This is a genomic window from Sanguibacter sp. 25GB23B1, assembly GCF_040012415.1.
Lineage (GTDB): Bacteria > Actinomycetota > Actinomycetes > Actinomycetales > Cellulomonadaceae > Sanguibacter.
In genome coordinates this window covers 1-22401 of sequence record NZ_JBDYKL010000040.1, presented here as the reverse complement: position 1 = coordinate 22401, position 22401 = coordinate 1, and the positions used below count along the sequence as shown (strand labels likewise).

The 22401-nt window shown below is 69.1% G+C and carries 19 protein-coding genes; 10 read left to right on the top strand and 9 right to left on the bottom strand.

Annotated features, from left to right (window positions below; all coding sequences use genetic code 11):
* Positions 1 to 2: 2 nt before the first annotated feature.
* Positions 3 to 587, bottom strand: a complete 585-nt coding sequence (locus ABKW26_RS17625) for a sugar O-acetyltransferase (protein ID WP_348595353.1) — start codon at positions 585 to 587, stop codon at positions 3 to 5.
* Positions 584 to 1786, bottom strand: coding sequence for an MFS transporter (locus ABKW26_RS17620; RefSeq protein WP_348595351.1), 1203 nt, complete (start codon positions 1784 to 1786; stop codon positions 584 to 586). Before ABKW26_RS17620 ends, ABKW26_RS17625 begins: the two co-directional genes overlap by 4 nt.
* 67 nt (positions 1787 to 1853) lie before the next feature.
* Between ABKW26_RS17620 and ABKW26_RS17615 the strand changes: the two genes are divergently transcribed.
* Entirely contained in the window at positions 1854 to 2528 is a 675-nt protein-coding gene (locus ABKW26_RS17615) for a hypothetical protein (protein ID WP_348595350.1), read from the top strand.
* 335 nt (positions 2529 to 2863) lie between these two features.
* Here the strand turns inward: ABKW26_RS17615 and dnaB are convergent, their stop codons facing one another.
* Positions 2864 to 4237, bottom strand: coding sequence for a replicative DNA helicase (gene dnaB / locus ABKW26_RS17610; protein WP_348595349.1), 1374 nt, complete (start codon positions 4235 to 4237; stop codon positions 2864 to 2866).
* A gap of 332 nt (positions 4238 to 4569) precedes the next feature.
* Here dnaB and ABKW26_RS17605 point away from each other — a divergent pair, with 332 nt between their 5' ends.
* Entirely contained in the window at positions 4570 to 5901 is a 1332-nt protein-coding gene (locus ABKW26_RS17605) for an MATE family efflux transporter (RefSeq protein WP_348595348.1), read from the top strand.
* A gap of 114 nt (positions 5902 to 6015) precedes the next feature.
* Here ABKW26_RS17605 and rplI read toward each other — a convergent pair whose 3' ends face one another.
* The 5 genes from rplI to ABKW26_RS17580 all read right to left on the bottom strand — a co-directional run bounded on the left by rplI (position 6016) and on the right by ABKW26_RS17580 (position 10267).
* Positions 6016 to 6465, bottom strand: a complete 450-nt coding sequence (gene rplI, locus ABKW26_RS17600; protein ID WP_348595347.1) for a 50S ribosomal protein L9 — start codon at positions 6463 to 6465, stop codon at positions 6016 to 6018.
* 15 nt (positions 6466 to 6480) lie between these two features.
* On the bottom strand, positions 6481 to 6717 hold the full coding sequence (gene rpsR / locus ABKW26_RS17595; RefSeq protein WP_098455707.1) for a 30S ribosomal protein S18: 237 nt from the start codon (positions 6715 to 6717) through the stop codon (positions 6481 to 6483).
* Positions 6718 to 6808: 91 nt separating this feature from the next.
* Positions 6809 to 7303 (bottom strand): single-stranded DNA-binding protein, encoded by a 495-nt coding sequence (locus ABKW26_RS17590; protein ID WP_348595346.1) that lies wholly within the window; start codon positions 7301 to 7303, stop codon positions 6809 to 6811.
* A 58-nt stretch (positions 7304 to 7361) separates the two neighbouring features.
* The gene (gene rpsF, locus ABKW26_RS17585; RefSeq protein ID WP_348595345.1) at positions 7362 to 7649 is read right to left on the bottom strand and encodes a 30S ribosomal protein S6; all 288 of its coding nucleotides are present in this window, start codon (positions 7647 to 7649) and stop codon (positions 7362 to 7364) included.
* 191 nt (positions 7650 to 7840) lie between these two features.
* Complete coding sequence (locus tag ABKW26_RS17580; protein WP_348595344.1) at positions 7841 to 10267, bottom strand: transglycosylase domain-containing protein; 2427 nt, start codon at positions 10265 to 10267, stop codon at positions 7841 to 7843.
* Between the two features lie 343 nt (positions 10268 to 10610).
* Here ABKW26_RS17580 and ABKW26_RS17575 point away from each other — a divergent pair, with 343 nt between their 5' ends.
* The 3 genes from ABKW26_RS17575 (at position 10611) to ABKW26_RS17565 (ending at position 13845) form a co-directional block, all read left to right on the top strand.
* The gene (locus tag ABKW26_RS17575; protein WP_348595343.1) at positions 10611 to 11306 is read left to right on the top strand and encodes a PadR family transcriptional regulator; all 696 of its coding nucleotides are present in this window, start codon (positions 10611 to 10613) and stop codon (positions 11304 to 11306) included.
* Positions 11303 to 12397: an inositol-3-phosphate synthase gene (locus ABKW26_RS17570; RefSeq protein ID WP_348595342.1), complete on the top strand. Its 1095-nt coding sequence runs from the start codon at positions 11303 to 11305 to the stop codon at positions 12395 to 12397. Before ABKW26_RS17575 ends, ABKW26_RS17570 begins: the two co-directional genes overlap by 4 nt.
* A 161-nt stretch (positions 12398 to 12558) precedes the next feature.
* Positions 12559 to 13845, top strand: a complete 1287-nt coding sequence (locus ABKW26_RS17565; protein ID WP_348595340.1) for an MFS transporter — start codon at positions 12559 to 12561, stop codon at positions 13843 to 13845.
* Between the two features lie 234 nt (positions 13846 to 14079).
* Here ABKW26_RS17565 and ABKW26_RS17560 read toward each other — a convergent pair whose 3' ends face one another.
* On the bottom strand, positions 14080 to 15519 hold the full coding sequence (locus ABKW26_RS17560) for a CCA tRNA nucleotidyltransferase (protein ID WP_348595377.1): 1440 nt from the start codon (positions 15517 to 15519) through the stop codon (positions 14080 to 14082).
* Between the two features lie 125 nt (positions 15520 to 15644).
* On the opposite strand from ABKW26_RS17560, the gene ABKW26_RS17555 reads away from it, so the two are divergent.
* The 5 genes from ABKW26_RS17555 to ABKW26_RS17535 form a co-directional block, all read left to right on the top strand.
* Complete coding sequence (locus ABKW26_RS17555) at positions 15645 to 16262, top strand: NUDIX hydrolase (RefSeq protein ID WP_348595339.1); 618 nt, start codon at positions 15645 to 15647, stop codon at positions 16260 to 16262.
* The gene (locus tag ABKW26_RS17550) at positions 16259 to 18538 is read left to right on the top strand and encodes a DUF6049 family protein (RefSeq protein WP_348595338.1); all 2280 of its coding nucleotides are present in this window, start codon (positions 16259 to 16261) and stop codon (positions 18536 to 18538) included. Before ABKW26_RS17555 ends, ABKW26_RS17550 begins: the two co-directional genes overlap by 4 nt.
* Positions 18539 to 18585: 47 nt before the next feature.
* Positions 18586 to 20199, top strand: coding sequence for a lipid II flippase MurJ (locus ABKW26_RS17545; protein WP_348595336.1), 1614 nt, complete (start codon positions 18586 to 18588; stop codon positions 20197 to 20199).
* A 71-nt stretch (positions 20200 to 20270) separates the two neighbouring features.
* Positions 20271 to 22163, top strand: coding sequence for a hypothetical protein (locus tag ABKW26_RS17540; RefSeq protein ID WP_348595335.1), 1893 nt, complete (start codon positions 20271 to 20273; stop codon positions 22161 to 22163).
* A gap of 122 nt (positions 22164 to 22285) precedes the next feature.
* Positions 22286 to 22401: FAD-binding protein (locus ABKW26_RS17535; protein WP_348595376.1), on the top strand; the 116-nt coding region annotated here is incomplete at its 3' end.

The following is a 22401-nucleotide window of genomic DNA, read 5'->3' as shown; positions in this document are numbered from 1 at the left end:
GCTCAGATGTTCTCGCGGATGACCCGCGCGGGGTTACCCACCGCGACGACGTTGGCAGGGATGTCGCGGGTGACCACAGCGCCGGCGCCGATGACGGAGTTGTCGCCGATCGTCACCCCGGGACACACGATCGCACCCCCGCCCAGCCACACGTTGTCCCCGATCGTGATGGGCTTCGCGGCCTCGAGCTTGTCGCGACGCGGCTGCGGGTCCACCGGGTGGGTCGGCGTGAGCAGCTGGACGTGAGGTCCGAACTGGCAGTCCTCGCCGATGACGATGTCGGCGACGTCGAGCGCCGTGAGCCCCATGTTGATGAAGGTCCGCGCACCGATGTGGATCTTGGACCCGTAGTCCACGTACACCGGAGCACGCACGTTGACCTCAGCGCCCACGCTACCGAACAGCTCGTGCAGCAGGGCCTGGCTGGCCTCGGGGTCCTTGTCGTACGCCTCGGTGAACGCGGCGACGCGCTGGACGGCCACCTTCTGGGTCTCGACGATCGTCGGGTCGTCGGAGATGTAGAGGTCACCGGCGAGCATGCGCTCGTGGTTGCTCCGGGAGTCGCCTGCGAAGTAGTCGGTAGTCATGCGTACGATCGTACCTTACGGTTCGCCGGTCGCACGATGGAGGCCAGCACCACCCCGGCCGCGCAGGCGACCACAGGGGCGAGCAGTGCCGCGTTGATGCCTACCGCGTCCGAGATCCACCCGATGATCGCCGGTCCGGCGAGCAGGCCGACGTAGCCGGCGCCCACGACTCGCGAGAGGACCACGCCTCGGCGCGCCACCGAGAGCCTCCCCGCGGCGGTGAAGAGCTGCGGGACGATCCCGGAGAGGCCTAGCCCGAAGAGCAGCCAGCCGAGCAGAGTCACCTCGAACAGGGGCGACAGGACCACGCCCGAGAGGCCGATCCCGGCCAGCAAGGACCCCCATCGCACCAGAGCGACAGGGCCCACCCGGGCCACGACGCGGTCCGCCGTGAGTCGCCCGACGGTCATGGCGACCGCGAACGTCCCGTAGGCGAGCGAGGCGACGGACTCGCTCAGGTCGAGGTGCTCGACGGCGTGCAGGACGCTCCAGTCGGTCGCCGTGCCCTCGGCGAGCATGAGGAGGAACGCCAACGACGCCAGAGCGACCGCCTTCCCGAGCACGGGCTCCTCATCGCCCAGCATCTCCTGCGCGTCGAGGTCCGCGTTCGGCGGCGGTGAGGTGCCCGCGAGCTCGCCTATCCCCAGCAGGCGGGGGACGCTCGCGGCACCGAGGAGGATGACGCCGACCGAGGCGGTCCCGAGAGTGATGCCCAGCGGGACGTCCAGGGCATGGAAGATCGCACCGACTCCCGCGCCGCACGCGCCCGCTATCGAGAAGAACCCGTGGAACCCGGACATGATCGGTCGCCCGTAGGCGTCCTGGATCCGTACGGCCTGGTCGTTGGCGGCGACGGTGATGCTGCCCGTGCCGAGCCCGAGCAGCGGCAGGAGCGCGGCCAGGTGCCACCCGGTGGTCGCGATCGCTGGTCCCATGATCGCGATCGCGATGATGACGACGGCAACCCCGGCAGTGCGCCGGCTCCCGAACCGGTCACTCACCCACCCGGCAACCTGCATCCCGACCACCGAGCCGGCACCGAGCGCGAGCAGCAGCAGGCCGAGCGTCGAGTTCGACACCCCCGTCCGGATCTGGACGGTGGGGATGTTCACCACCCACAACGCCATCGCGAGGCCGGTCAGGAAGAACAGGCCCGTGTTCGCCACCCGGCGGGCACGCAGCCATGCGTGATCGTTCATGTGTACGATCGTACATGTAGCGCCGAGGGGGCTGGCTCGCTGCTCCCGTGACCACGGAAGGCACGCCATGACCTCGCCTCTATCGCTCCGACCAGAAGAGCCCGCTGCGGGGCCGTGGACGCCGACGCCTCTTGCGGCGCTGATCGACGAGGTGCGCGCCTTGGGAGGCCCACCGACGACCCGCCCCCTCGTGCTGGCGATCGACGGACGAGGGGCCGGCGGCAAGTCGACCCTGGCCGACGCCATCCACGACGCCGTGCCGAGATCGACCGTCGTGCACACCGACGACGTCGCATGGCACGAGCCGTACTTCGCCTGGCAACACCTCCTCCTGAAGAACATTCTCGTCCCGCTGCGCGACGGGCGACCGGTCACCTACCGCCCGCCCGCCTGGGCGAGCAAGGACCGAGAAGGAAGCATCACCGTCGCGTCCGGACTCGAGCTCGTGATCATCGAGGGCACCGGTGCCGGTGACCGCACCTTCGCCCCGTTCACCGACGCGCTCATCTGGGTCCAGTCAGACGCCACGAAAGCCGAGCGCCGAGGCATCGCCCGCGACGTCGCCGCCGGAACGAACGGCGACCACGAGCAGGCCGTGGCGTTCTGGCACGACTGGATGCGTTCAGAGATCGAGTACCTCGAGGAACAGCGCCCCTGGGACCGGGCCGACCTCTTCGTCAACGGCACCCCGGAGCGCACCGCGGGAAACGGGACCTTCTGGACCGCGCCACGTGCGACGTAGACCGCTCGTTAGCGTCGCCGCCGAACGATCCCAAGCCAAGCTCGAAGTAGCGGCGGTAGAGCGCCTGGGCGAGTAAGGCGGCCCCACAGCCGGGTAGCGCCACCGCCTCGACACGTGGGGACCCACACGTCCCAACCATCTTGGCCACACCACGACTGGTGGTGCACACCTGCGTCCCACTGCGTTCCCGCCACCCCAGCACTACGCTGCCACCGAGGTGCCACCATCTCGACACTCGCACCCCACCTGATAGGCACAATCAGGCAAAGAATCAACCATGCAGCATAGATGCGCGAGCGTGCAGACTAGGTTGCACGTCCACAACAAACACTCTCTCAGGACTGCATGTCGACGAACCGCGAGTAGTGTCCCTGGAAAGCCACGGTGATGACGTCGGTCGGACCATTACGGTGCTTCGCAACAATAAGGTCGGCTTCACCGGCGCGCGGTGACTCCTTCTCATAGGCGTCTTCGCGGTGCAGAAGAATGACGATGTCAGCATCCTGCTCGATCGACCCGGACTCGCGGAGGTCGCTCATCGCCGGGCGCTTGTCCGTACGCTGCTCGGCGCCACGGTTGAGCTGCGAGATCGCGATGAGCGGAACCTCAAGCTCCTTCGCCAGAAGCTTGAGCGCACGCGAGAACTCCGAGACCTCCTGCTGGCGGGACTCGACGCGCTTGCCGGACGTCATGAGCTGGAGATAGTCGATGACGACGAGCTTGAGGTCGTGCTTCTGCTTGAGCCGGCGGCACTTCGCGCGGATCTCCATGAGCGACATGTTCGGCGAGTCGTCGATGAACAGCGGCGCCTCGGAGATCTTGCCCATCGTCCCAGCAAGCTTCTGCCAGTCGTCCTCGCCCATGGAGCCGTTGCGCATCTTCTGCAGGTGGATCCGCGCCTCGGCCGCAAGAAGGCGCATCGTGATCTCGTTGCGGCTCATCTCAAGCGAGAAGACAACCGAGGTCAAACCGTGTTTAATTGAAGCAGAACGTGCTATATCTATTCCGAGCGTCGATTTGCCAATTGCCGGCCTGGCCGCCAGAACAATCATCTGTCCGGGGTGCAACCCGTTCGTCAACCGGTCGAGATCAGCAAAGCCGGTTGGCACACCGACCATGCCTTCGCCGCGGTGCCCGGCGGCCTCGATCTCGTCGACCGCTCCCCCGATGACGTCGCCGAGCACGTGGTAGTCCTCGCTCGTGCGCGCCTCGGTGACGGCGTAGACCTCGGCCTGGGCGTTGTTGACGAGGTCGTCGACGTCACCGCCGTCGGTCGCGTACCCGAGCTGGACGATGCGCGTCCCGGCCTGCACGAGGCGGCGCAGCACCGCGCGTTCGCGGACGATCCGCGCGTAGTAGCCCGCGTTGGCGGCGGTCGGGACCATGGAGATGAGCGTGTGGATGTACGGCGCGCCACCGATGCGGCCCATCTCGCCGCGCTTCGTCAGCTCGGCGACCACCGTGATGGCGTCCGCGGGCTCCCCGCGGCCGTAGAGGTCGAGGATGACGTCGTACACCGCCTCGTGAGCAGGCTTGTAGAAGTCCGTGCCCTTGAGCTGCTCGATGACGTCCGCGATGGCGTCCTTCGAGATGAGCATGCCGCCGAGGACGCTCTGCTCAGCAGCGACGTCCTGCGGCGGTGTCCGGTCAAATGCGGACCCGGAGGAGCGCTGTGCGCTGTAGTCCGACTCGAGCTCGTCGATCGACATGAAGTCCCATCTCGTGTGCATTCTTGTGGGCTTCGGTGTACACCCTGCTACTGACAGAGCGTCGGCCGCTCATGCACGGTACGCCCGCGTCGCACAGGCATCCAACCCGCGCAAAGTCCGTCGTCCACAGGGTTGTCCCCAGGGGTGGGGACAACCCGGCGGGAGGCAGGTCAGCAGTCGTCCACAGTGTGGATAGACATGTGGATAACTGGGGATAACCTGTTCACAGAAACGAGTTTCGACCTCTCAGCCGCACAGATCCGCCACTCTGCTTGTGGACTCACAATTGGTCCCGATCCACATCCACGCCTCGGACCTGGCAGGATCACTCTGTGAAACAGCCCCGCCCGACCAGCGGTGTCGACCGTCAGATCCTCGCTCTCGCTGTGCCTGCACTCGGTGCGCTCGTCGCCGAACCCGTCTTCGTCCTCGTCGACTCGGCCGTCGTCGGGCACCTCGGGACACCGCAGCTCGCCGGTCTCTCGATCGCCTCCACCATCCTCCTCACCCTCGTCGGCCTGTGCGTCTTCCTCGCCTACGCGACCACGGCCGCCGTCGCTCGGCGCCTCGGCGCAGGGCAGACCGTCGCAGCCCTGCGCTCGGGCATCGACGGCATGTGGCTCGCCGCCGTGCTCGGTCTCGGGCTCGCCGCCCTCCTCTGGGTCACCGCCCCCTGGGCCGTCGGTGCGCTCGGTGCGGAGGGCACGGTCGCCGTCCACGCCACGTCGTACCTGCGATGGTCCGCCCCCGGGCTGCCGGGCATGCTCCTCGTCCTCGCATCGACCGGCGTGCTGCGCGGGCTGCAGGACACCCGCACCCCGCTGTGGGTCGCGGCCGGTGGTGCCGTGGCCAACGCGGTGCTCAACGTCGCCCTCGTGTACGGCGCCGGGATGGGCATCGCCGGATCCGGCCTCGGTACGGCGATCGCACAGCTCGCCATGGGCGCGATCCTCACCGGGGTCGTCGTCCGCGGGGCCCGAGCCGCCGGCGCCACCCTGGGCCCCTCGGTCGGAGGGATCTGGTCGAACGCCCGCGCCGGCACACCGCTGCTCGTACGGACCGTCTCGCTGCGCCTCGCGATCCTCCTCACGGTCTTCGTCGCGACGGGCCTCGGCTCCGTCACCCTCGCCGGTCACCAGGTCGTCACGAGCGTCTGGGGCCTGGCAGCCTTCGCGCTCGACGCCCTCGCCATCGCGGCGCAGGCGCTCATCGGCCACCGCCTCGGCGCCGGGGACATCGACACCACCCGCGCGGTCCTACGGCGCACCCTCCAGTGGGGCACCGGTGCCGGAGCGCTCCTGGGGATCGTCGTCGCAGCGGGCGGGTGGTGGTTCGCGCTGCTCTTCACCTCGGACCCCGACGTCCGCGTCGCGATCGCTCTCGGCATGGCCGTCGCAGGCCTGCTCATGCCGGTCGCCGGCTGGGTGTTCGTCCTCGACGGAGTCCTCATCGGGGCGGGCGACGGCCGATACCTCGCGGCCGCCGGCGTCCTGACGCTCGTCGCCTACGCGCCCGTCGCGCTGGCGGTCCGCGCGTGGGCGCCCGAGGGTGCCGCGGGCCTGGCCTGGTTGTGGCTCGCGTTCGCGGGAGTCTTCATGCTCTCGCGCGCTCTGACGACCGGGCTCCGCGCCCGCGGCAGCGCCTGGATGGCGACCGGCACCTGAGACCGTGCCGGACGGGCGACGCCGCACTCCCGCCACTGTGCACGACGAAGGCCCGCCGCCTCCCGAGGGAGACGAGCGGGCCTTCGTCGTGCAGATCAGTCGTTCAGCGTGAGATCACGCAGCGACGACGTTGACCTTGATGTTCGCCGAGACCTCGGAGTGCAGACGGATGGACACCGTGTACTCCCCGGTCGACTTGATCGGGTGAGCGATCTCGATCTTGCGCTTGTCGACGGAGAGTCCACCGAGAGCGGACACTGCTGCCGCGATCTCGCCGGTCGTCACCGCGCCGAAGAGACGGCCACCGTTGCCAGCCTTCGCGGACACGGTCACCACCTTCGACTGCAGCGAGTCGCGCGTGGCCTTGGCCTCGTCGAGCGTCGCGATCTCGCGGGCCTTGCGTGCCTTGCGGATCGCAGAGATCTGCGACTCGGCACCCTTGGTCCACGCCGTGGCGAGGCTGCGGGGGACGAGGTAGTTCCGGGCGTACCCGTCCTTGACCTCGACCACGTCGCCGGGCTCACCGAGTCCGGTGACCTCGTGGGTCAGAATAAGCTTAGCCATCAGTCAGCCTCCTTCTCAGCGTGCCGAGGACGAATAGGGAAGCAGGGCCATCTCGCGGGCGTTCTTCACGGCCTTCGCGATCTGACGCTGCTCCTGCGTGTTCACGCCGGTCACCCGACGAGCGCGGATCTTCCCGCGGTCGGAGATGAACTTGCGCAGCAGGGCGGTGTCCTTGTAGTCGACCGTCTCGATCTTGGCCGACTTCAGCGGGTTGGACTTCTTCTTGGGCTTGCGCACAACGGGCTTTGCCATTGCGATGCTCCTTCACAGGGTGCTTCTCCGGGCCGCGCCGTGTGCGAGTGCGCACGGTGAGACCAGGAAGCGAATATCTACGTGGTGGGGACTAGAACGGAGGCTCGTCCGCGAACGAGCTGCCTCCGCCCGAGGAGGCCGGACCTGCGGTTGCCCACGGGTCGTCGGCCTGTGCCCCTGAACTGGCGCCGAAACCGCCACCGCCGCTGTTGCCACCGGAGCGCTGGGCGCGGGTGACCTTGGCGGAGGCGTACTTCAGGGAAGGACCGATCTCCTCGACCTGAAGCTCGACGACGGTGCGCTTCTCGCCCTCGCGGGTCTCGTACGAACGCTGCACCAGCCGACCGGAAGCGATGACACGAGTTCCCTTGGTGAGGGACTCGGCCACGTTCTCGGCAGCCTCACGCCAGATGGAGCAACGCATGAACAGCGTGTCGCCGTCCTTCCAGTCGTTGCTCTGGCGGTCGAACGTCCGGGGCGTGGAAGCCACCGTGAAGTTCGCGACGGCCGCCCCGGAGGGGGTGAATCGGAGCTCGGGGTCCCCCGTGAGGTTCCCGACCACCGTGATGACGGTGTCACCAGCCATGCCATCTCCTTGGAGTGAGTGCGTGTTCGTGCGAGGTACAAGGGGTCAGAGCGGGTGCTCAGACGTCGGCGCGCATGACCTTCGTGCGCAGGACGACCTCGTTGAGGCCGAGCTGGCGGTCAAGCTCCTTGGACGTCGCGGGCGTGGCGGTGAAGTTGACCACCGCGTAGATGCCCTCGGTCTTCTTCTGAATCTCGAACGCCAAGCGACGGCGGCCCCAGATGTCGACCTTGTCGACGGTGCCGCCCTCGGTCGTGATGACCGAGAGGTACTTGTCGAGCGACGGAGCGACGGTGCGCTCTTCGATCTCGGGGTCGAGGATGATCATCAATTCGTACTGACGCATGTGTGTAACCCACCTCCTACGGACTCTGCGGTCACGGAACTTCCGTGACAGGAGGGTTGTGCGTGCGTGTCGGCCGGGCAGTGCCCGGCCTGCTGTCGTGCGCGCCCCACGCCGATAGGCGACGGGAGTGGGCACACAACAAGCCACCAGAGTACCCGTCCGAAGGCGGGTCCTGGAAATCCGTTCCGCGCCTAGCCCGTGGGGTTGGGCACGGCGGCCCCGCCCGGCGTGCCTCCCGCGGGGGGCGCCGGCTGGCCGGACGGTGCCGTCGACGGTTCAGGCTCTGGCTCTGGTTCCGGTTCAGGAACGCTGGCCGGGTCCGGTCCCTTGGACACGACGATCGTCACGGTCGACCCGGCGGGCGTAGCCGAACCCTCACCAGGCACGACGCTGACCACCACGCCCTTCTTGACGTTCGCGTCGAAGACCTCGGTGACCGAGGCGTTGAGTCCGGCGGACCGGACAGCGCCCTCGGCCTCGCCGCGGGAGCGTCCGACGAGACCACCGGGGACCGCGACCGTCTCGACGACCGGCGGTTCGACGGGGGCCTCGGTCGTCGGCTCGGCCGTCGGTTCCGGGGTGGCGGTCGGCGTCGGCTTGACCGTCTTCTTCGTCCGCGCCGGGAACTCGACGACCTCGCGCCCGTCGAGCACCTTGCCCATGTAGTTGGTCCACACCTCGACGGGGATGGATCCACCAGTGATCTCCGACTTCCCACCGAAGGGAGTGATGGACTCCTGCTCACCGTTCGGCCCGGACTGGTAGAGGGTCACGGCCGTGACGAACTGCGGCGTGTAGCCGACGAACCACGCGGACTTGTTCTCCTGGGACGTGCCCGTCTTGCCCGCGATCGGCACACCGATCGCTGCCGCCTTCTCGCCTGACCCTTCCTCGACCACCTGGGTCAGCGCGTAGGTGAGCTCGGCCACGTTGGCAGCCTCGAAGCGCTGCTCGGGGACGTTCGGAGGGGTGTAGCTCGGAGGGGCGTCGCCCCTGCTGACGCTCGCGAGGATGTGCGGGTCGTGGTGGATGCCCTGCGCGGCGAAGGTCGCGTACGCGCTGGCGATGTCCACCGGGCGGACCGTCGCGGTCCCGAGGACGTTGGCCAGGTTGGCCTCGAGCCCTTCGGCCGGGATCCCGGCACGGACAGCGGCGTCGACCGTCTTGTCCGGGCCGATCTCCTCGTTGAGCTCGACGTAGGCGGTGTTGACCGAGTTGGCCGTCGCCTTCTCGAGCGAGATCTGCCCGAAGTCGTCGAAGCCGAAGTTGGCCACCTTGTAGTCGCCGAAGGTCTTGGGCGAGTTGCCGTCGAACGTGTCGCTGAGCGTCTTGCCCGCCTCGAGCCCCGCCATGAGCGTGAACGGCTTGAAGGTCGATCCGGCCTGGGCGGCACCCTGGGTCGCGGCGTTGAACTGCGTCACCGTGAAGTCGGCGCCGCCGTAGAGCGCGAGGTACCCACCCGTCGCCGGGTCGATCGTCACGATCGTCTTGACGAGGTTGGGCGCCCCGTCTGCCGGCATCTCCGCGATGGCGGCCTCGGCCATGTCCTGGATGCCCTTGTCGATCGTCGTGACGATCGTCAGGCCCTGGGTGAGCAGCGCCTCCTCGTCGATCGCCGCGTCGGACTCGAGCTCGCGGGTGACCATGTCGAGGAGGTAGCCCGTGGGGCCGGCGAGCATGTTCTCCTGGTCGAACGGGATGGCCACGGGATAGACGAGCGCGTCACGCTCCGCCTGGGTGATGAACTCCTTGATGACCATGCCGTTGAGGACGTAGTTCCAGCGCTCCTCGGCCTTCTCGGGGTCGTTGCGCGGGTCCCACCCGGTCGGGTTCGGGATGACGCCGGCGATGAGCGCCGCCTGCTCGAGCGTGAGCTCCGAGGCAGGGACACCGAAGTACTCGAGGGCTGCGACCTGGATGCCGTTGGCGCCTCGACCGAAGTAGATCGTGTTGAGGTAGTTGGTGAGGATCTCGTCCTTGTCCTGCGAGCGGTCGATCTTCACCGCCATGAGGACTTCCTTGAACTTCCCGACGTAGTCGGTCGTCGTCTGGCCGGTGTAGTAGCGCTCGACGTACTGCTGCGTGATGGTCGAGCCACCGGTGGTCCGGCCACCCTTGAGGTTTCCGTAGAGAGCCCGCGCCATGCCCTGGGGGTCGATGCCGGAGTTCTCGTAGAACGAGCGGTCCTCGGCGGCGACGACGGCCTGCTTGACGTGCTCGGGGATCTGGTCCGACGTGACGATCTCGCGGTTCTGGTCCGCGTAGGTCGCCATCTCGGTGACGCCGTCGGAGTAGTAGACCTTCGACGACTCGGCGAGCGCGAAGTCGTCCGGCCCGTCGGGGACGTCGATCGACGCGTAGGCGGCGATGACGAGCCCGGCCACGAGCGCGACGAACGTCAGGCCCGAGCCGACCACGACGCGCCACGACGGCACCCAGCGACGGATCGGGCCCTTGCCCGAGCGTGGGTAGTCGAAGAAGCGGCGCTTGGGCGCGGACGTACCGGCGGCCTCGGCCCGGGTGCGTCCGGAGGTACCGGCCGTCCGCTGCGCGACGGGGGTGCGCGACGGTGCTCCGCGACCCGTGGAGCGCGTCGGTCGATTGCTCGAGCTCGCCACTGTGAACCTTCCTGCCGTAGACACGTGCGGATCGCCGCCAGCGCACGAGTTCTGGTGCTGAGAGCGGCTGATCTGCGTCGGACCGGGTGAGCGGACGCTCGGGACCCAGATTCCCACGGTGCACTCTATGGGGTGGTGTCCAGATTTCCCCAGTGTCCGGACAGATCTCGGGCATCCCTCCCCCTGCCCCGCGCACGAGCCTCCCTGATCCTTCACACGTCGGGGACGAAGGGCCCAGATCGGGCCGATACGTGTGGTTCTTGCGTCGCGAGGTCTGCAGGCCTACTGTGTCGATGTATCGGATCGATACATCGAGAAGAGCGAATGAGGAGTCGGAGGTGCCATGCGCAGCAAGTCCACGGTCCTCGAGACCGCCATCCTCGGCCTTCTCAACGACTCCCCTCTGCACGGCTACGAGCTGCGCAAGCGGCTCAACCTCGTGCTCGGATCGTTCCGTGCGCTCTCGTACGGGTCGTTGTACCCGTGCCTCAAGGCGCTCGTCACCCGCGGCCTCATCGTGGGCAGCACGTCGAGCGAGGCTCCGCCCCACGCCCTCTCGGGCAAGCGGGCACGGATCGTCTACACGCTCACGGCCGACGGCAAGGAGCAGCTCCAGGGCGTCCTCGCCTCGTCCGGCCCTGCCGCGTGGGAGGACGAGAGCTTCGACGTCCGCTTCGCGTTCTTCGGTCAGACCGACGCGGAGACGCGCATCCGGATCCTCGAAGGTCGGCGCAGCCGGCTCAACGAGCGCCTCGAGGCGGTCCGTGACACCACGGCCCGCACCCGGGAGCGGCTCGACGAGTACACGTTGGAGCTCCAACGACATGGTCTCGAGCAGGTCGAACGCGAAGTTCGATGGCTCGACGGCCTCATCAACACCGAGCGCGACCGTCGTCGTGCCCGGACACCGGGAGCACACCCGGGCGCCAGCCTGACGGCGGACGCAGAACCAGCACGAACAGCACCACCCGAATCACCTAACACCCACACTGTCGACGGCGATGACCGCTTCGGCACAGACAGCAAGGAGCGAGGATGACTGCCATCCGCGTCGCCATCATCGGCGTCGGCAACTGCGCCACGTCACTGATCCAGGGCGTCGAGTTCTACAAGAACGCCGACGCGAACGACAAGGTCCCTGGACTCATGCACGTCCAGTTCGGCGACTACCACGTCTCCGACCTCCAGTTCGTGGCCGCCTTCGACGTGGACGCCAAGAAGGTCGGCTTCGACCTGTCCGAGGCGATCCTCGCGTCCGAGAACAACACGATCAAGATCGCCGACGTACCGCCCACGGGCGTCACCGTGCAGCGTGGCCCCACGCTCGACGGCATCGGCAAGTACTACGCCGAGACGATCGAGGAGTCCGAGGCCGAGGCCGTCGACATCGTCCAGGCACTCAAGGACGCCAAGGCTGACGTGCTCGTCTGCTACCTCCCCGTCGGCTCCGAGCAGGCCGCGAAGCACTACGCGCAGTGCGCGATCGACGCGAACGTCGCGTTCGTCAACGCCCTTCCCGTGTTCATCGCGTCCGACCCCGAGTGGGCTGCGAAGTTCGAGGCTGCCGGTGTCCCCATCGTCGGTGACGACATCAAGTCCCAGGTCGGTGCCACGATCACGCACCGCGTCCTCGCGCGCCTCTTCGAGGACCGCGGCGTCGTGCTGGACCGCACGTACCAGCTGAACGTCGGTGGAAACATGGACTTCAAGAACATGCTGGAGCGTGAGCGCCTCGAGTCGAAGAAGCTCTCGAAGACGCAGGCTGTCACGTCGAACATCGACGACGGCCCCCTCGCGGGCAAGAAGTCGGACCGCAACGTCCACATCGGCCCGTCGGACTACGTCGCCTGGCTCGACGACCGCAAGTGGGCGTACGTCCGCCTCGAGGGTCGCGCGTTCGGTGAGGTTCCCCTGAACCTCGAGTACAAGCTCGAGGTCTGGGACTCCCCCAACTCGGCCGGCATCATCATCGACGCCGTGCGCGCCGCGAAGATCGCCAAGGACCGTGGCGTCGGTGGACCGATCCTCTCGGCCTCGACGTACTTCATGAAGTCGCCGCCGGTCCAGATGGAAGACAACAAGGGCCGTGCGCAGCTCGAGTCCTTCATCCGTGGTGACATCGAGCGCTAGTCCGAAGTGAGCTTGCGAACGCAGGACTAGCGCGACCAAGAGATCGAGCGCTGAATGTAGCCCCAGCACCACCCACGAAGGGCCCCGGTCACACGACCGGGGCCCTTCGTCGTGCGCGGGCAACCGGCCGCGTCGTCGTGCCGCGTGCGTACGCTTCACCCGTGGGCGCCCTGAGAGATCTTCGTGAGCTGCTGGGTGTGCGTGACTTCCGTCGGCTGTTCACCGTGCGCATGGTGAGCCAGGCGGGTGACGGGATGTTCCAGATCGGTCTGGCGACGTTGTTCTTCTTCTCGCCGGAGAGCCAGGGCACGGCGGAGAGCATCGCTGTGGCGTTCGCGATCCTGCTGGCGCCGTTCACGCTCGTGGGTCCGTGGGCGGGGGTGCTCCTCGACCGGTGGCGTCGTCGGCAGGTGCTCGTGGTGGCGAACGCGGTGCGGGTGGTCCTCACGGTCGTCATCGCCGGGGTCATCCTCGTGTGGGGCGTGGTCCCTGTGGTGTACGTGCTGGCACTCCTCAATCTCTCGCTCAACCGGTTCCTCCTCGCGGCGCTGTCTGCGGCTCTCCCTCGCGTGGTGGACGGGCCTCTGCTGCTCACGGCGAACGCACTCGTCCCGACCCTCGGGGCGGGTGCCGCGGGCGTGGGCGCTCTCGTCGGGCTGGTCATCGGCCTGGCCACCTCGGACGGCACCGTGCACGACGCGGTCTCGTTGGGGGCGGCGGCGGTCCTCTTCGCGGCGGCGTCCGCTCTCGCGCTCGTCTTCGCGGCGGACCGGTTGGGGCCGGAGCGGCTGGCCGACGCCGCGCAGATCCGGCACGAGCTCGCACACCTCGGGAGAGGGCTGGTCGAGGGTGGCCGCTTCCTCGTGGCACGCCGGACTCCCGCGCACGCTCTCGTGATGATGGGGACGCACCGCTTCCTCTATGGTCTGGCGTTCGTGGCGAGCATCCTCATCTCGCGGAACCTTCTCGACGGTGGCGTGTCGGGAGGCGGTGGCTCGGGGATCGGGACGTTCGCGCTCGTGCTCGTCGCGACGTCGGTGGGTTTCGCGCTGGCGGTCGTGCTCACGCCGACGCTCGCGCGGCACACCGGGCCGCAGGGGTGGATCGTCCTGTGCCTCGTGCTGGCTGCGGTGAGCCAGGCTGTCCTCGCGGTGAGCATGACGCTCGTGACGCTCCTCGCGTGCGCGGTGCCACTCGGGCTCGCTGCTCAGGGCGCGAAGATCGCGGTGGACACGATCGTCCAGCGGGACACGCCCGACGCCTACCGCGGCCGCGCGTTCGCTCTGTACGACGTGCTCTACAACACGGGCTTCATCGGGGCCGCCGCTCTCGCTGCGGTGACTCTCCCGGACTCCGGCTACTCCCCCGGGATGTTCGCCGGTATCGCCTGTGCCTATGCGGTCGCAGCGATCGTGTTCGGTCGGTGGGGTGCCCGGACCGCACGCTGAGACGACCGGCGTGCTGAAACGATTCGGGCGTTGCCCGGGCGCCCGTCGCGCACCGAGGATGAGAGCGCGTCCTGCTCCTCGGAACGGGACGGCGGGGGTGTCGGGGGACCGATCGCCCGCCCAGTCTGCATCGGTGCGCTGGGCGGGCGAGGTCGGCCCTGATGGTTCCTGGACACGGTCGTGGTGGGATCCGCACGGTCGTGTTCCACGTGAAACATGGAGCGAGCGACGGGATCAGGCCTCGCGGTCAGCCCACCAGGCGAGCAGCTCCTCGCGGGCGGCGTCCTCTCCGAGCGGTCCACGGTCCAGCCGGAGCTCCATGAGGAAGCGGTACGCCGCACCGACGTCGCGACCGGGAGGAATGGCGAGGATCTCCATGATCTGCTCCCCGTCGAGGTCGGGACGGATCGATGCCAGCTCCTCCTCGCCCCGAAGCTTGTCGATGCGCGCCTCGAGCTCGTCGTACGCGGTCGAGAGCCGCTGGGCCTTGCGACGGTTGCGCGTGGTGCAGTCCGCGCGCGTCAGCCGGTGGAGCCGCTCGAGCAGCGGCCCGGCGTCCGTGACGTACCGACGTACGGCGGAGTCGGTCCACGTCCCCTCGCCGTAGCCGTGGAAGCGCAGGTGCAGCTCGACGAGCCGCGACACCTGGCTGATCGTCTCCTTGTCATAGCGCAGCGCACGCAAGCGCTTGGCGGTGAGCTTCGCGCCGACCACCTCGTGGTGGTGGAAGCTCACGGTGCCGCCCGGCTCGAACCGCCGGGTCGCGGGCTTGCCGATGTCGTGAAGCAGCGCAGCGATGCGCAGCACGAGGTCCGGTCCAGGGACCGCACCGTCCGGTCCCGTCTCGAGGTCGATCGCCTGGTCGAGCACCGTCAGCGAGTGCTCGTACACGTCCTTGTGGCGGTGGTGCTCGTCGATCGCGAGCTTCATGCCGGGCAGCTCGGGCAGGACGTGGGTGGCCAGACCGGTCTCGACGAGCACGTCGAGACCGAGCCTCGGCTGCGGGGAGACGAACAGCTTGTTCAGCTCGTCCCGCACCCGCTCGGCAGAGACGATCGTGATGCGCTCGGCCATGTCCTCGATCGCGTGGCGCGCGTCCGGGTCGAGGGTGAAGCCCAGCTGTGCGGCGAAGCGCGCTGCGCGCATCATCCGCAGCGGGTCGTCATCGAACGACCGGACGGCCTCGATCGGCGTCCGCAGCACGCCCCGGGCCAGGTCGACGAGCCCGTCGTGGGGGTCCACGAACGTGAGGTCGGGAAGACGGACCGCCATGGCGTTGACGGTGAAGTCGCGCCGAGACAGGTCGCCCTCGAGCGAGTCGCCGAACGCGACGAGCGGCTTGCGCGACGCGGGGTCGTACTCGTCCGTCCGGTAGGTCGTCACCTCGACGACGACCTCGGGGTGGTCGGCCGTGGCGAGCTTCTTCGCGCCGATCGTGCCGAACTCCCTCCCGATGTCCCAGTGGGCGTCGGCCCATCGCGCGAGCAAGGTCTCTGTCTGCTCGGGGCTCGCCGACGTGGTGAAGTCGAGGTCGGCGCTCGCCCGGCCGAGGAACGCGTCGCGGACGGGTCCGCCCACGAGGGAGATCTCGTGCCCTGCGGCTGCGAAGATCGTCCCGAGCTCACCCACCGCCGGCGCGAGCCGGGCCAGAACGGCAGTCGCCCGCCGCTGCAGAGCGGCGACGTCCGCAGCGACATCACCCGCTGAGACGGCCTCGTCGACCGGATTATCAAGGTTGGGGACGCTCTCTGGCTCTGGCACAACATCAAAGCCTGCCAGATAAAGATAAAGTGGCCGACATGTCCACTGCCGCGCACTCCGAGGGCCGCTCACAGGTCCCCGCGCCGCCGGGTGGTCACCCCCTGCGGATCAACCCGCAGGCCCACCGCCCGCCGACGGGCCACGGCGCGCACGGCGTCCACGGAGGCGCCCTCACCTCGGACCTGCCCGTCGTCGAGGAGACGTCCGCCGGTGGTCTCGTCGTCGAGGTCCTCGACGGGCTGCACCACGCCGCCGTCATCGCGCGACGCAACCGCGCCGGCCGGCTCGAGTGGTGCCTGCCGAAGGGTCACCTCGAAGGGGACGAGACGGCCGAGGAGGCCGCGGTGCGCGAGATCGCCGAAGAGACCGGCATCACGGGCTCGATCCAGCGACGTCTCGGCGTCATCGACTACTGGTTCACGGGCGACGACCGTCGCGTGCACAAGGTGGTCCACCACTTCCTGCTGCAGGCGGTCGGCGGTTTCCTCACCGTCGAGGGCGACCCCGACAGCGAGGCGGAGGACGTGGCCTGGGTGGCGTTCGGCGACCTCCCTGCCACGCTGAGCTACCCCAACGAACGGCGCCTCGCGGCCGCCGCGCTCGACCTCCTCACCCGTCCGACGGATGCCGGACAGGACAGCCCGACCCAGCGATGACACGTCCTCCCCGCACCCACGCTGCCTCCGGCGTCGGCCTCTCGTCCCCCGCCGCCCGGGTGCGCGCGGCGCTGGCCGTGCTCGCCCTCGCAGCGAGCGTCCTGCTCGGCATCGTCCTCCCCTCTCCTCCCGCGCAGGCCGCTCCCGACGAGGACGGCGGAGTCGTCGACGTCCGGCTCACGGCTCTGTCGCCCGAGGTCACCCGCCCCGGAGACACACTCTCTGTCGTCGTCGAGATCGAGAACACCGGCGCGGGAGAGATCACCTCGCCCGAGGTCACCCTGAGCGTGTCGCGCTTCCCGTTCGCCACGCGCAACTCCCTCGTCGCGTGGGAGGAGGCCGACCTCGGCACGGGCATCGGCTCCGAGCTGGCGACCGTCTCCCTCCCCGGCCCGCTCGCACCCGGGGCGAAGGCCGCCGTGCCCCTGGAAGCGCCCGCGGACTCCATGCGGCTGCGCTCCGGGGTGAGCGGCTGGGGCCCGCGGGGGCTCGCCGTCTCGGTGAACGGGGACACGGCGGACTCCGCGACGGACGACCCGCTGGGCGTGCTCCGCACCTACGTCGTGTGGTTCCCGGTCGACGACGCGGCGGTCAACCCGGTGCAGGTGAGCGTCCTCGTCCCTGTCGTCGGTCCACCCGTCGATCCCCTCGCCCCCGAGGCCGCGCAGGAGAAGCTGGCCGTGGAGACCGCTCCCGGTGGCCGGCTCGCGCACCTCCTCGCCAGCACGAAGGACATCCCCGGGGTCACTCTCGCCGTCGACCCCGAGCTCGCCACGCCCGGGCTCGACCCGGCGACGGACGGCTCCTCGAGCGGTGCACCCGGCACCGAACCGTCGGTCAAGGCAACCGACCCGGCCACACCGGACGCCACCGATCCGACGGCGACATGGGTGGAGTCCCTCCTCGCGCAGACCGCCGGGAACGAGACGTATGCACTGCCCCGCTTCGACCAGGACTGGGGCGCCTACGCCGATGCAGGCCAGCCCGCGCCGGCACAGAGCCCGCTACCCCCGACTCTCTCCGCGTGGCGCACCGACCTCTCCTGGCCTGCCGAGACGGACCCGGACGAGGCGACCATCGACCTGTCCGTCCGGGCCGGCGCCCCGAACGTCGTCGTCGGGAGCGACGCCTCCGTCCCTGACGCCGACCTCACGTACACGCCGACCGGACGCGCGACGGCGAGCACGGCCGCCGGCGACGCCACGGTGCTCGTCCCCGACGCGACCCTCAGCTCCCTCCTCACCTCCCCCGTGCAGGCGACGCCGGCCGGTGCACGTCAGCGCGTGCTCGCCGAGCTGGCCGTCATCTCCCGGGAACGACCTGGTGACCAGCGCCACGTCCTCGTGACCGTCCCCCGCGACTGGTCCGCCGCACCGGCGATCGCCCACGCCCAGGTCGCAGCCATGGGGAGCGCCCCGTGGACGTCGCTCGAGCCCGTGTCGACGCTCGCCGCCAGCCCAGACCCGGGCGTCTCACGCACGAGCCCTCCCGAGCCCAGCGCGAGCGAGAACGAGCTCAACCCCGCAGCCATGGAGAGCCTCCGCGGGATCAGCGCGGACGTCGCCGAGTTCGCCACCGTCGTCCCGGACCCGCTCGCTCTCACCGAGCCGCTCGACGAGGCGATCCTCGCGACGAGCTCGATCGGCTGGCGCGCCGACAGCGCCGGACGGGCACAGGCGATCACGAACATCCGCACGGAGGCGGCGGCCATCACGTCCTCGATCACCGTCCTCGGCACGAGCGACTTCACGCTCATCAGCACGGGCAGCTCGATCCCGGTCGACATCCACAGCTCTCTCGAACAACCCGCCACGGTCGTCGTCGCGCTCGCGCCGGACGACCCTCGCCTCGTCGCCGAGGAGTCGGTGACGGTCACCGTCCCCGCCGGCTCCGACGCGTCCGTGACCATCCCTGTCAAGGCCATCGGAAGCGGCGATGTCACCGTCTCCGTGCAGATCCTCGCACCGAACGGTGCAGTCGTGGCCCAGCCGTACACCTTCGGCGTGCGGGTCCGCGCCGACTGGGAGACCGTCGGCACCGTCGTCGTCACGAGCTTGCTCGTCCTCCTCCTCGCGGGAGGTGTCTGGCGGACCATCCACCGAGGCCGATCCGACCGTCGGGCGTCGGCTGCTGTGGTCGAGCAGCTCGAGCTGAGCGAGCAGACCGGCGAGCTGTCGGTCCTCCTCGACGCTCAACCCGACGGGCCGCCGCCGATCGTCGACCCAGAGCATCCTCGAGGTCCACTGCACCCCGACGACAGTGGGAGAACCCTGTGAGCGCGCAACCGGTCAGCACCCGCTCCATGGGGCGAAGCTCAATGATCATGGCGTCGGGCACAGCCGTGTCCCGCGGGCTGGGGCTCGTCCGCAACGTCCTCCTCGTCGCCATCCTCGGATCGACCGGGAAGATCGCCGACGCCTTCGACATCGCGAACAAGGTGCCGAACATCCTCTTCGCACTCATCGCCGGGGGCGTGCTCAACGCGGTCATCGTCCCGCAGGTCATGAAGGCGTACCGCTCGGACAACGCGCAGGAGTACCTCGACAAGCTCCTCACGATCACGACCGCGGCGCTGCTGCTGCTCACCGTCCTGTGCACGGCCGGAGCATCGGGCGCCGTGTGGATCTACACGAACGGGTCGAGCTGGTCCGCCGCGCAGACGTCCCTCGCGGTCGCGTTCGCGTTCTGGTGCATCCCCCAGCTCTTCTTCTACGGGCTGTACTCGATCCTCGGGCAGGTCCTCAACGCCCGCAGCCAGTTCGGCCCGTTCATGTGGGCGCCTGCGATGAACAACGTCATCTCGATCATCGGCTTCGGCGCGTTCCTCCTCGTCTTCGGCGGCCAGGACGCCAACGCGTCGCTCTCCGACTGGGGCACACCGCAGATCGCGCTCCTCGGCGGCGTCGCGACGTTCGGCGTCGTGTGCCAGGCGCTCGTCCTCATCGTGCCGCTGTGGCGCTCGGGCTTCCGCTGGCACCTGCGGTTCGGGGTCCGCGGGGTGGGCCTGCGGTCCGTCGGGCGGGTCGGCATGTGGACGTTCGCCGCCGTGATCCTCGACCAGGTCGCCGTGTGGGTGACGACGAGCATCGCGACGGCCGCGCCCAGCGCCGCACTGGCCGAGGGCTATACCGGTGCTGCCGTCGCCGGGAACGGCGCCTACACGCAAGCGCTCATGGTCTATCTCCTGCCCCACTCCCTCGTGACCGTGTCGGTCGCGACCGCGCTGTTCACGGGCATGAGCGCGGCTGCGGCGCGCGGCGACCTCGCGTCCGTGCGGGAGAGCGTGTCGCGCGGGCTGCGCGTCATCGGCGTCTTCACAGTCTTTGCGACAGCAGCCCTCGTCGTCCTCTCTCAACCGGCCATGAAGCTGCTCGTGCCCAGCCTGCGCCCCGACGACGTCGTCGTCGTCGGGCGCGTCATGCTCGCCATGGCCCTCGGTCTCGTCCCGCTGGGCGCGATGGTGCTCATGAAGTGGGTGTACTTCGCGTTCGAGGACGGCAAGACGGTCTTCCTCATCCAGATCCCCGTGACGATCGTCCTCGGAGCCGGTGCGTACGCCTCGACGTTCTTCCTGCCTGGCGAATGGTGGGTGGTCGCCGTCGCCGGTGCGATGTCGCTCTCCAACCTCGTGGCGGTCCTGCTCCGCATGAGGGGCCTCGTGACGAAGATGGACGGGCTCGACCTGCCGCGCATCCTCCGGCTCCACGTCCAGCTCGTCATCGCGGCTGCCGTGGCAGGTGGGATCGGGTGGGGGGTGCTCAAGGTCTGGGGCTTCGAGCCCGACGACTCGTTCCTCCAGGCGCTCGCCGTCACGCTGCTCGTCGGCGTCACCATGACGGCCGTGTACGTCCTCGCACTGCGCATCATGCGCGTCGAGGAGCTCCAGGGTCTCGTCGCGCCGATCATGCGCAAGCTCTCACGACGGCGAGCGGCCTGAGACGCGTACCATGTTGGCGATGCCGACTGATTGCCGAACCGACCTGACGACGCGTGAACGGGGGCCCTTGCGTGGACAGCGTTGAACGAGGAACTCTGGTCGTCGCCCGGTACCGCCTCGAGGACCAGATCCCGAGCGACCTCGACGGTGTCCGGGCGTGGGAAGCCGTTGACCAGATCCTCGACCGACCCGTGCGCGTGAGCCTCGTGGACGGCGACACGGCTGCCCTGACGCTCGACGCCGCGAGGCGCGCAGCGCTCGTGTCTGACGCCCGACTCACCCGCGTCCTCGACGTGCTCCACGACGCCTCGCGGAACTTCGTGGTGACCGAGCCGCACCTCGGCCGCACCCTCGCGGAGCTCGTCGAGACGGGCCCGTTGAGCGCGGCGCAGGCACGAGCGGTGATCGGAGACGCGGCTCGCGCGCTCGAGTCGGCTCGCCGACGCGGCGTCCACCACGGTGCGCTCCGCCCGTCGGCCATCCGCGTCCACAAGGGTGCGGTACGCGTCACGGGCCTCGGGCTCGACGGTGCTCTCGGCACCCACGCGGGGGCTGCACCGACGGGCGACGAGGCATCACGCCGCGACACGGTCGCGCTCGTCGCGCTGCTGCACTACGCACTCACCGGGACACTTCCGGCCGCGGGTCTCGACGTCGCCGCACTGCACCCCGGTGCCCCTGTCCCTGCTGGGCTCCTCGGCGCCGGCCAGCCGATACCGGCACCACGGGACGTCGTCCCTGACGTACCGAACGACCTCGACACGCTGTGTGTCGTGACGCTGGGCCCGAACGACGACGGGCCGCACACGCCCGGACAGCTCGTGCAGGAACTCGAACCTTGGGATGAGGACGACGTGCCACAGAACGCCGACGACAAGGTGGTCCCGGAGATCCCCGGCCCTCCGCCCGCACCCGGTGTGCAGCGTCAGTCGGTCCGCGCGACCTTCGGTTCCTCGACCCTCGCCGGATCCTCGATGCCGGGTACTCCCCCGCCTGCCGGTCCGGTGCGTCGCCCGGCGACCGGTCGTATCCCGCGGGTCGGCGGGAGCCCCGTCGTGCGCACGTCGATGGCGGCGTCGGCGGCAGCCGCTGCGGCAGCCGCGCAGCCCACCGTGGATGCTCCCGCCGTGCTGCCGCCGTCCTTCACGCCCACCGACGCACCACCCGTCGCCGCTCAGGGCTCAGCGACCGGTGCCGAGACGGCGACGGTCCGCTCGTCCAGCGGCCTGGACACCCTGGCCGAGCCACAGCCGAGCGCGACGAACCAGGGTGCGATCGACCGGACCTTCGAGTCGATGGTCTCGACGAAGGACCGTGCGAAGCACCTCCGCTTCAACCCGACCGCCTTCGTGCTCGTCCTCATGCTCGTCGTCGTCATCTTCGGCGGTCTCTGGGCCAAGAATGCGCTGGGCGACGGTCTCGTCCCGCCGATCGTCTCCTTCGATGCGCGGGAGAACGACGCCGACGCCGTGCCCGACGGGGGGACCGAGCCCGGGGCCGAACCGACGGACGCACCTCCGCCCGCGGCTCCCGTCGTCGTCCCGGTCATCGCGTCGGGTGCCCAGCTCGACCCGCTCGGCGACAACAACGAGCACCCTGAGCTCCAGGACGCGGCCATCGACGGGGACTCCACGACCTCCTGGTACACGCGCTCGTTCAACAGCTCACAGTTCGGCGGCTACAAGACGGGTATCGGCTACGCCGTGACGCTCGCCCAGCCTGCAGACGTCTCGACCGTGTTCCTCACGACGAACAGCATCGGCGGCAACGTCGAGGTGCGGGCAACCGACCCGTCCACACCGACGGAGGGACCTGTCCTCGCCTCGGGACCGCTCGCTCCCGAGACGGTCCTCACCCTCTCGGCACCGGTCACGACGCAGACGATCGTCCTGTGGTTCACAGATCTTCCCGCCATGCCCACGGGCAAGTACCGCGTCGAGCTCTTCGAGATCGCGCTCTCCTGACGTGGGAGCGCCCACCGCACGCTCTGCGTCCTGAGGCGTCTCCCCGGGCGGGAACAACGGCTCCCGTCCTGGTGTTCACGACGCTAGACAGACCACCCCTCGACCGGATTGAAGGAACGACAGTGACCGTAGCGTCCACGCCCACTCACGAGGTGCCCACCCACGAGGTCATCATCATCGGTTCGGGTCCTGCGGGGTATACGGCTGCGGTGTATGCGGCGCGGGCGGGGTTGGCGCC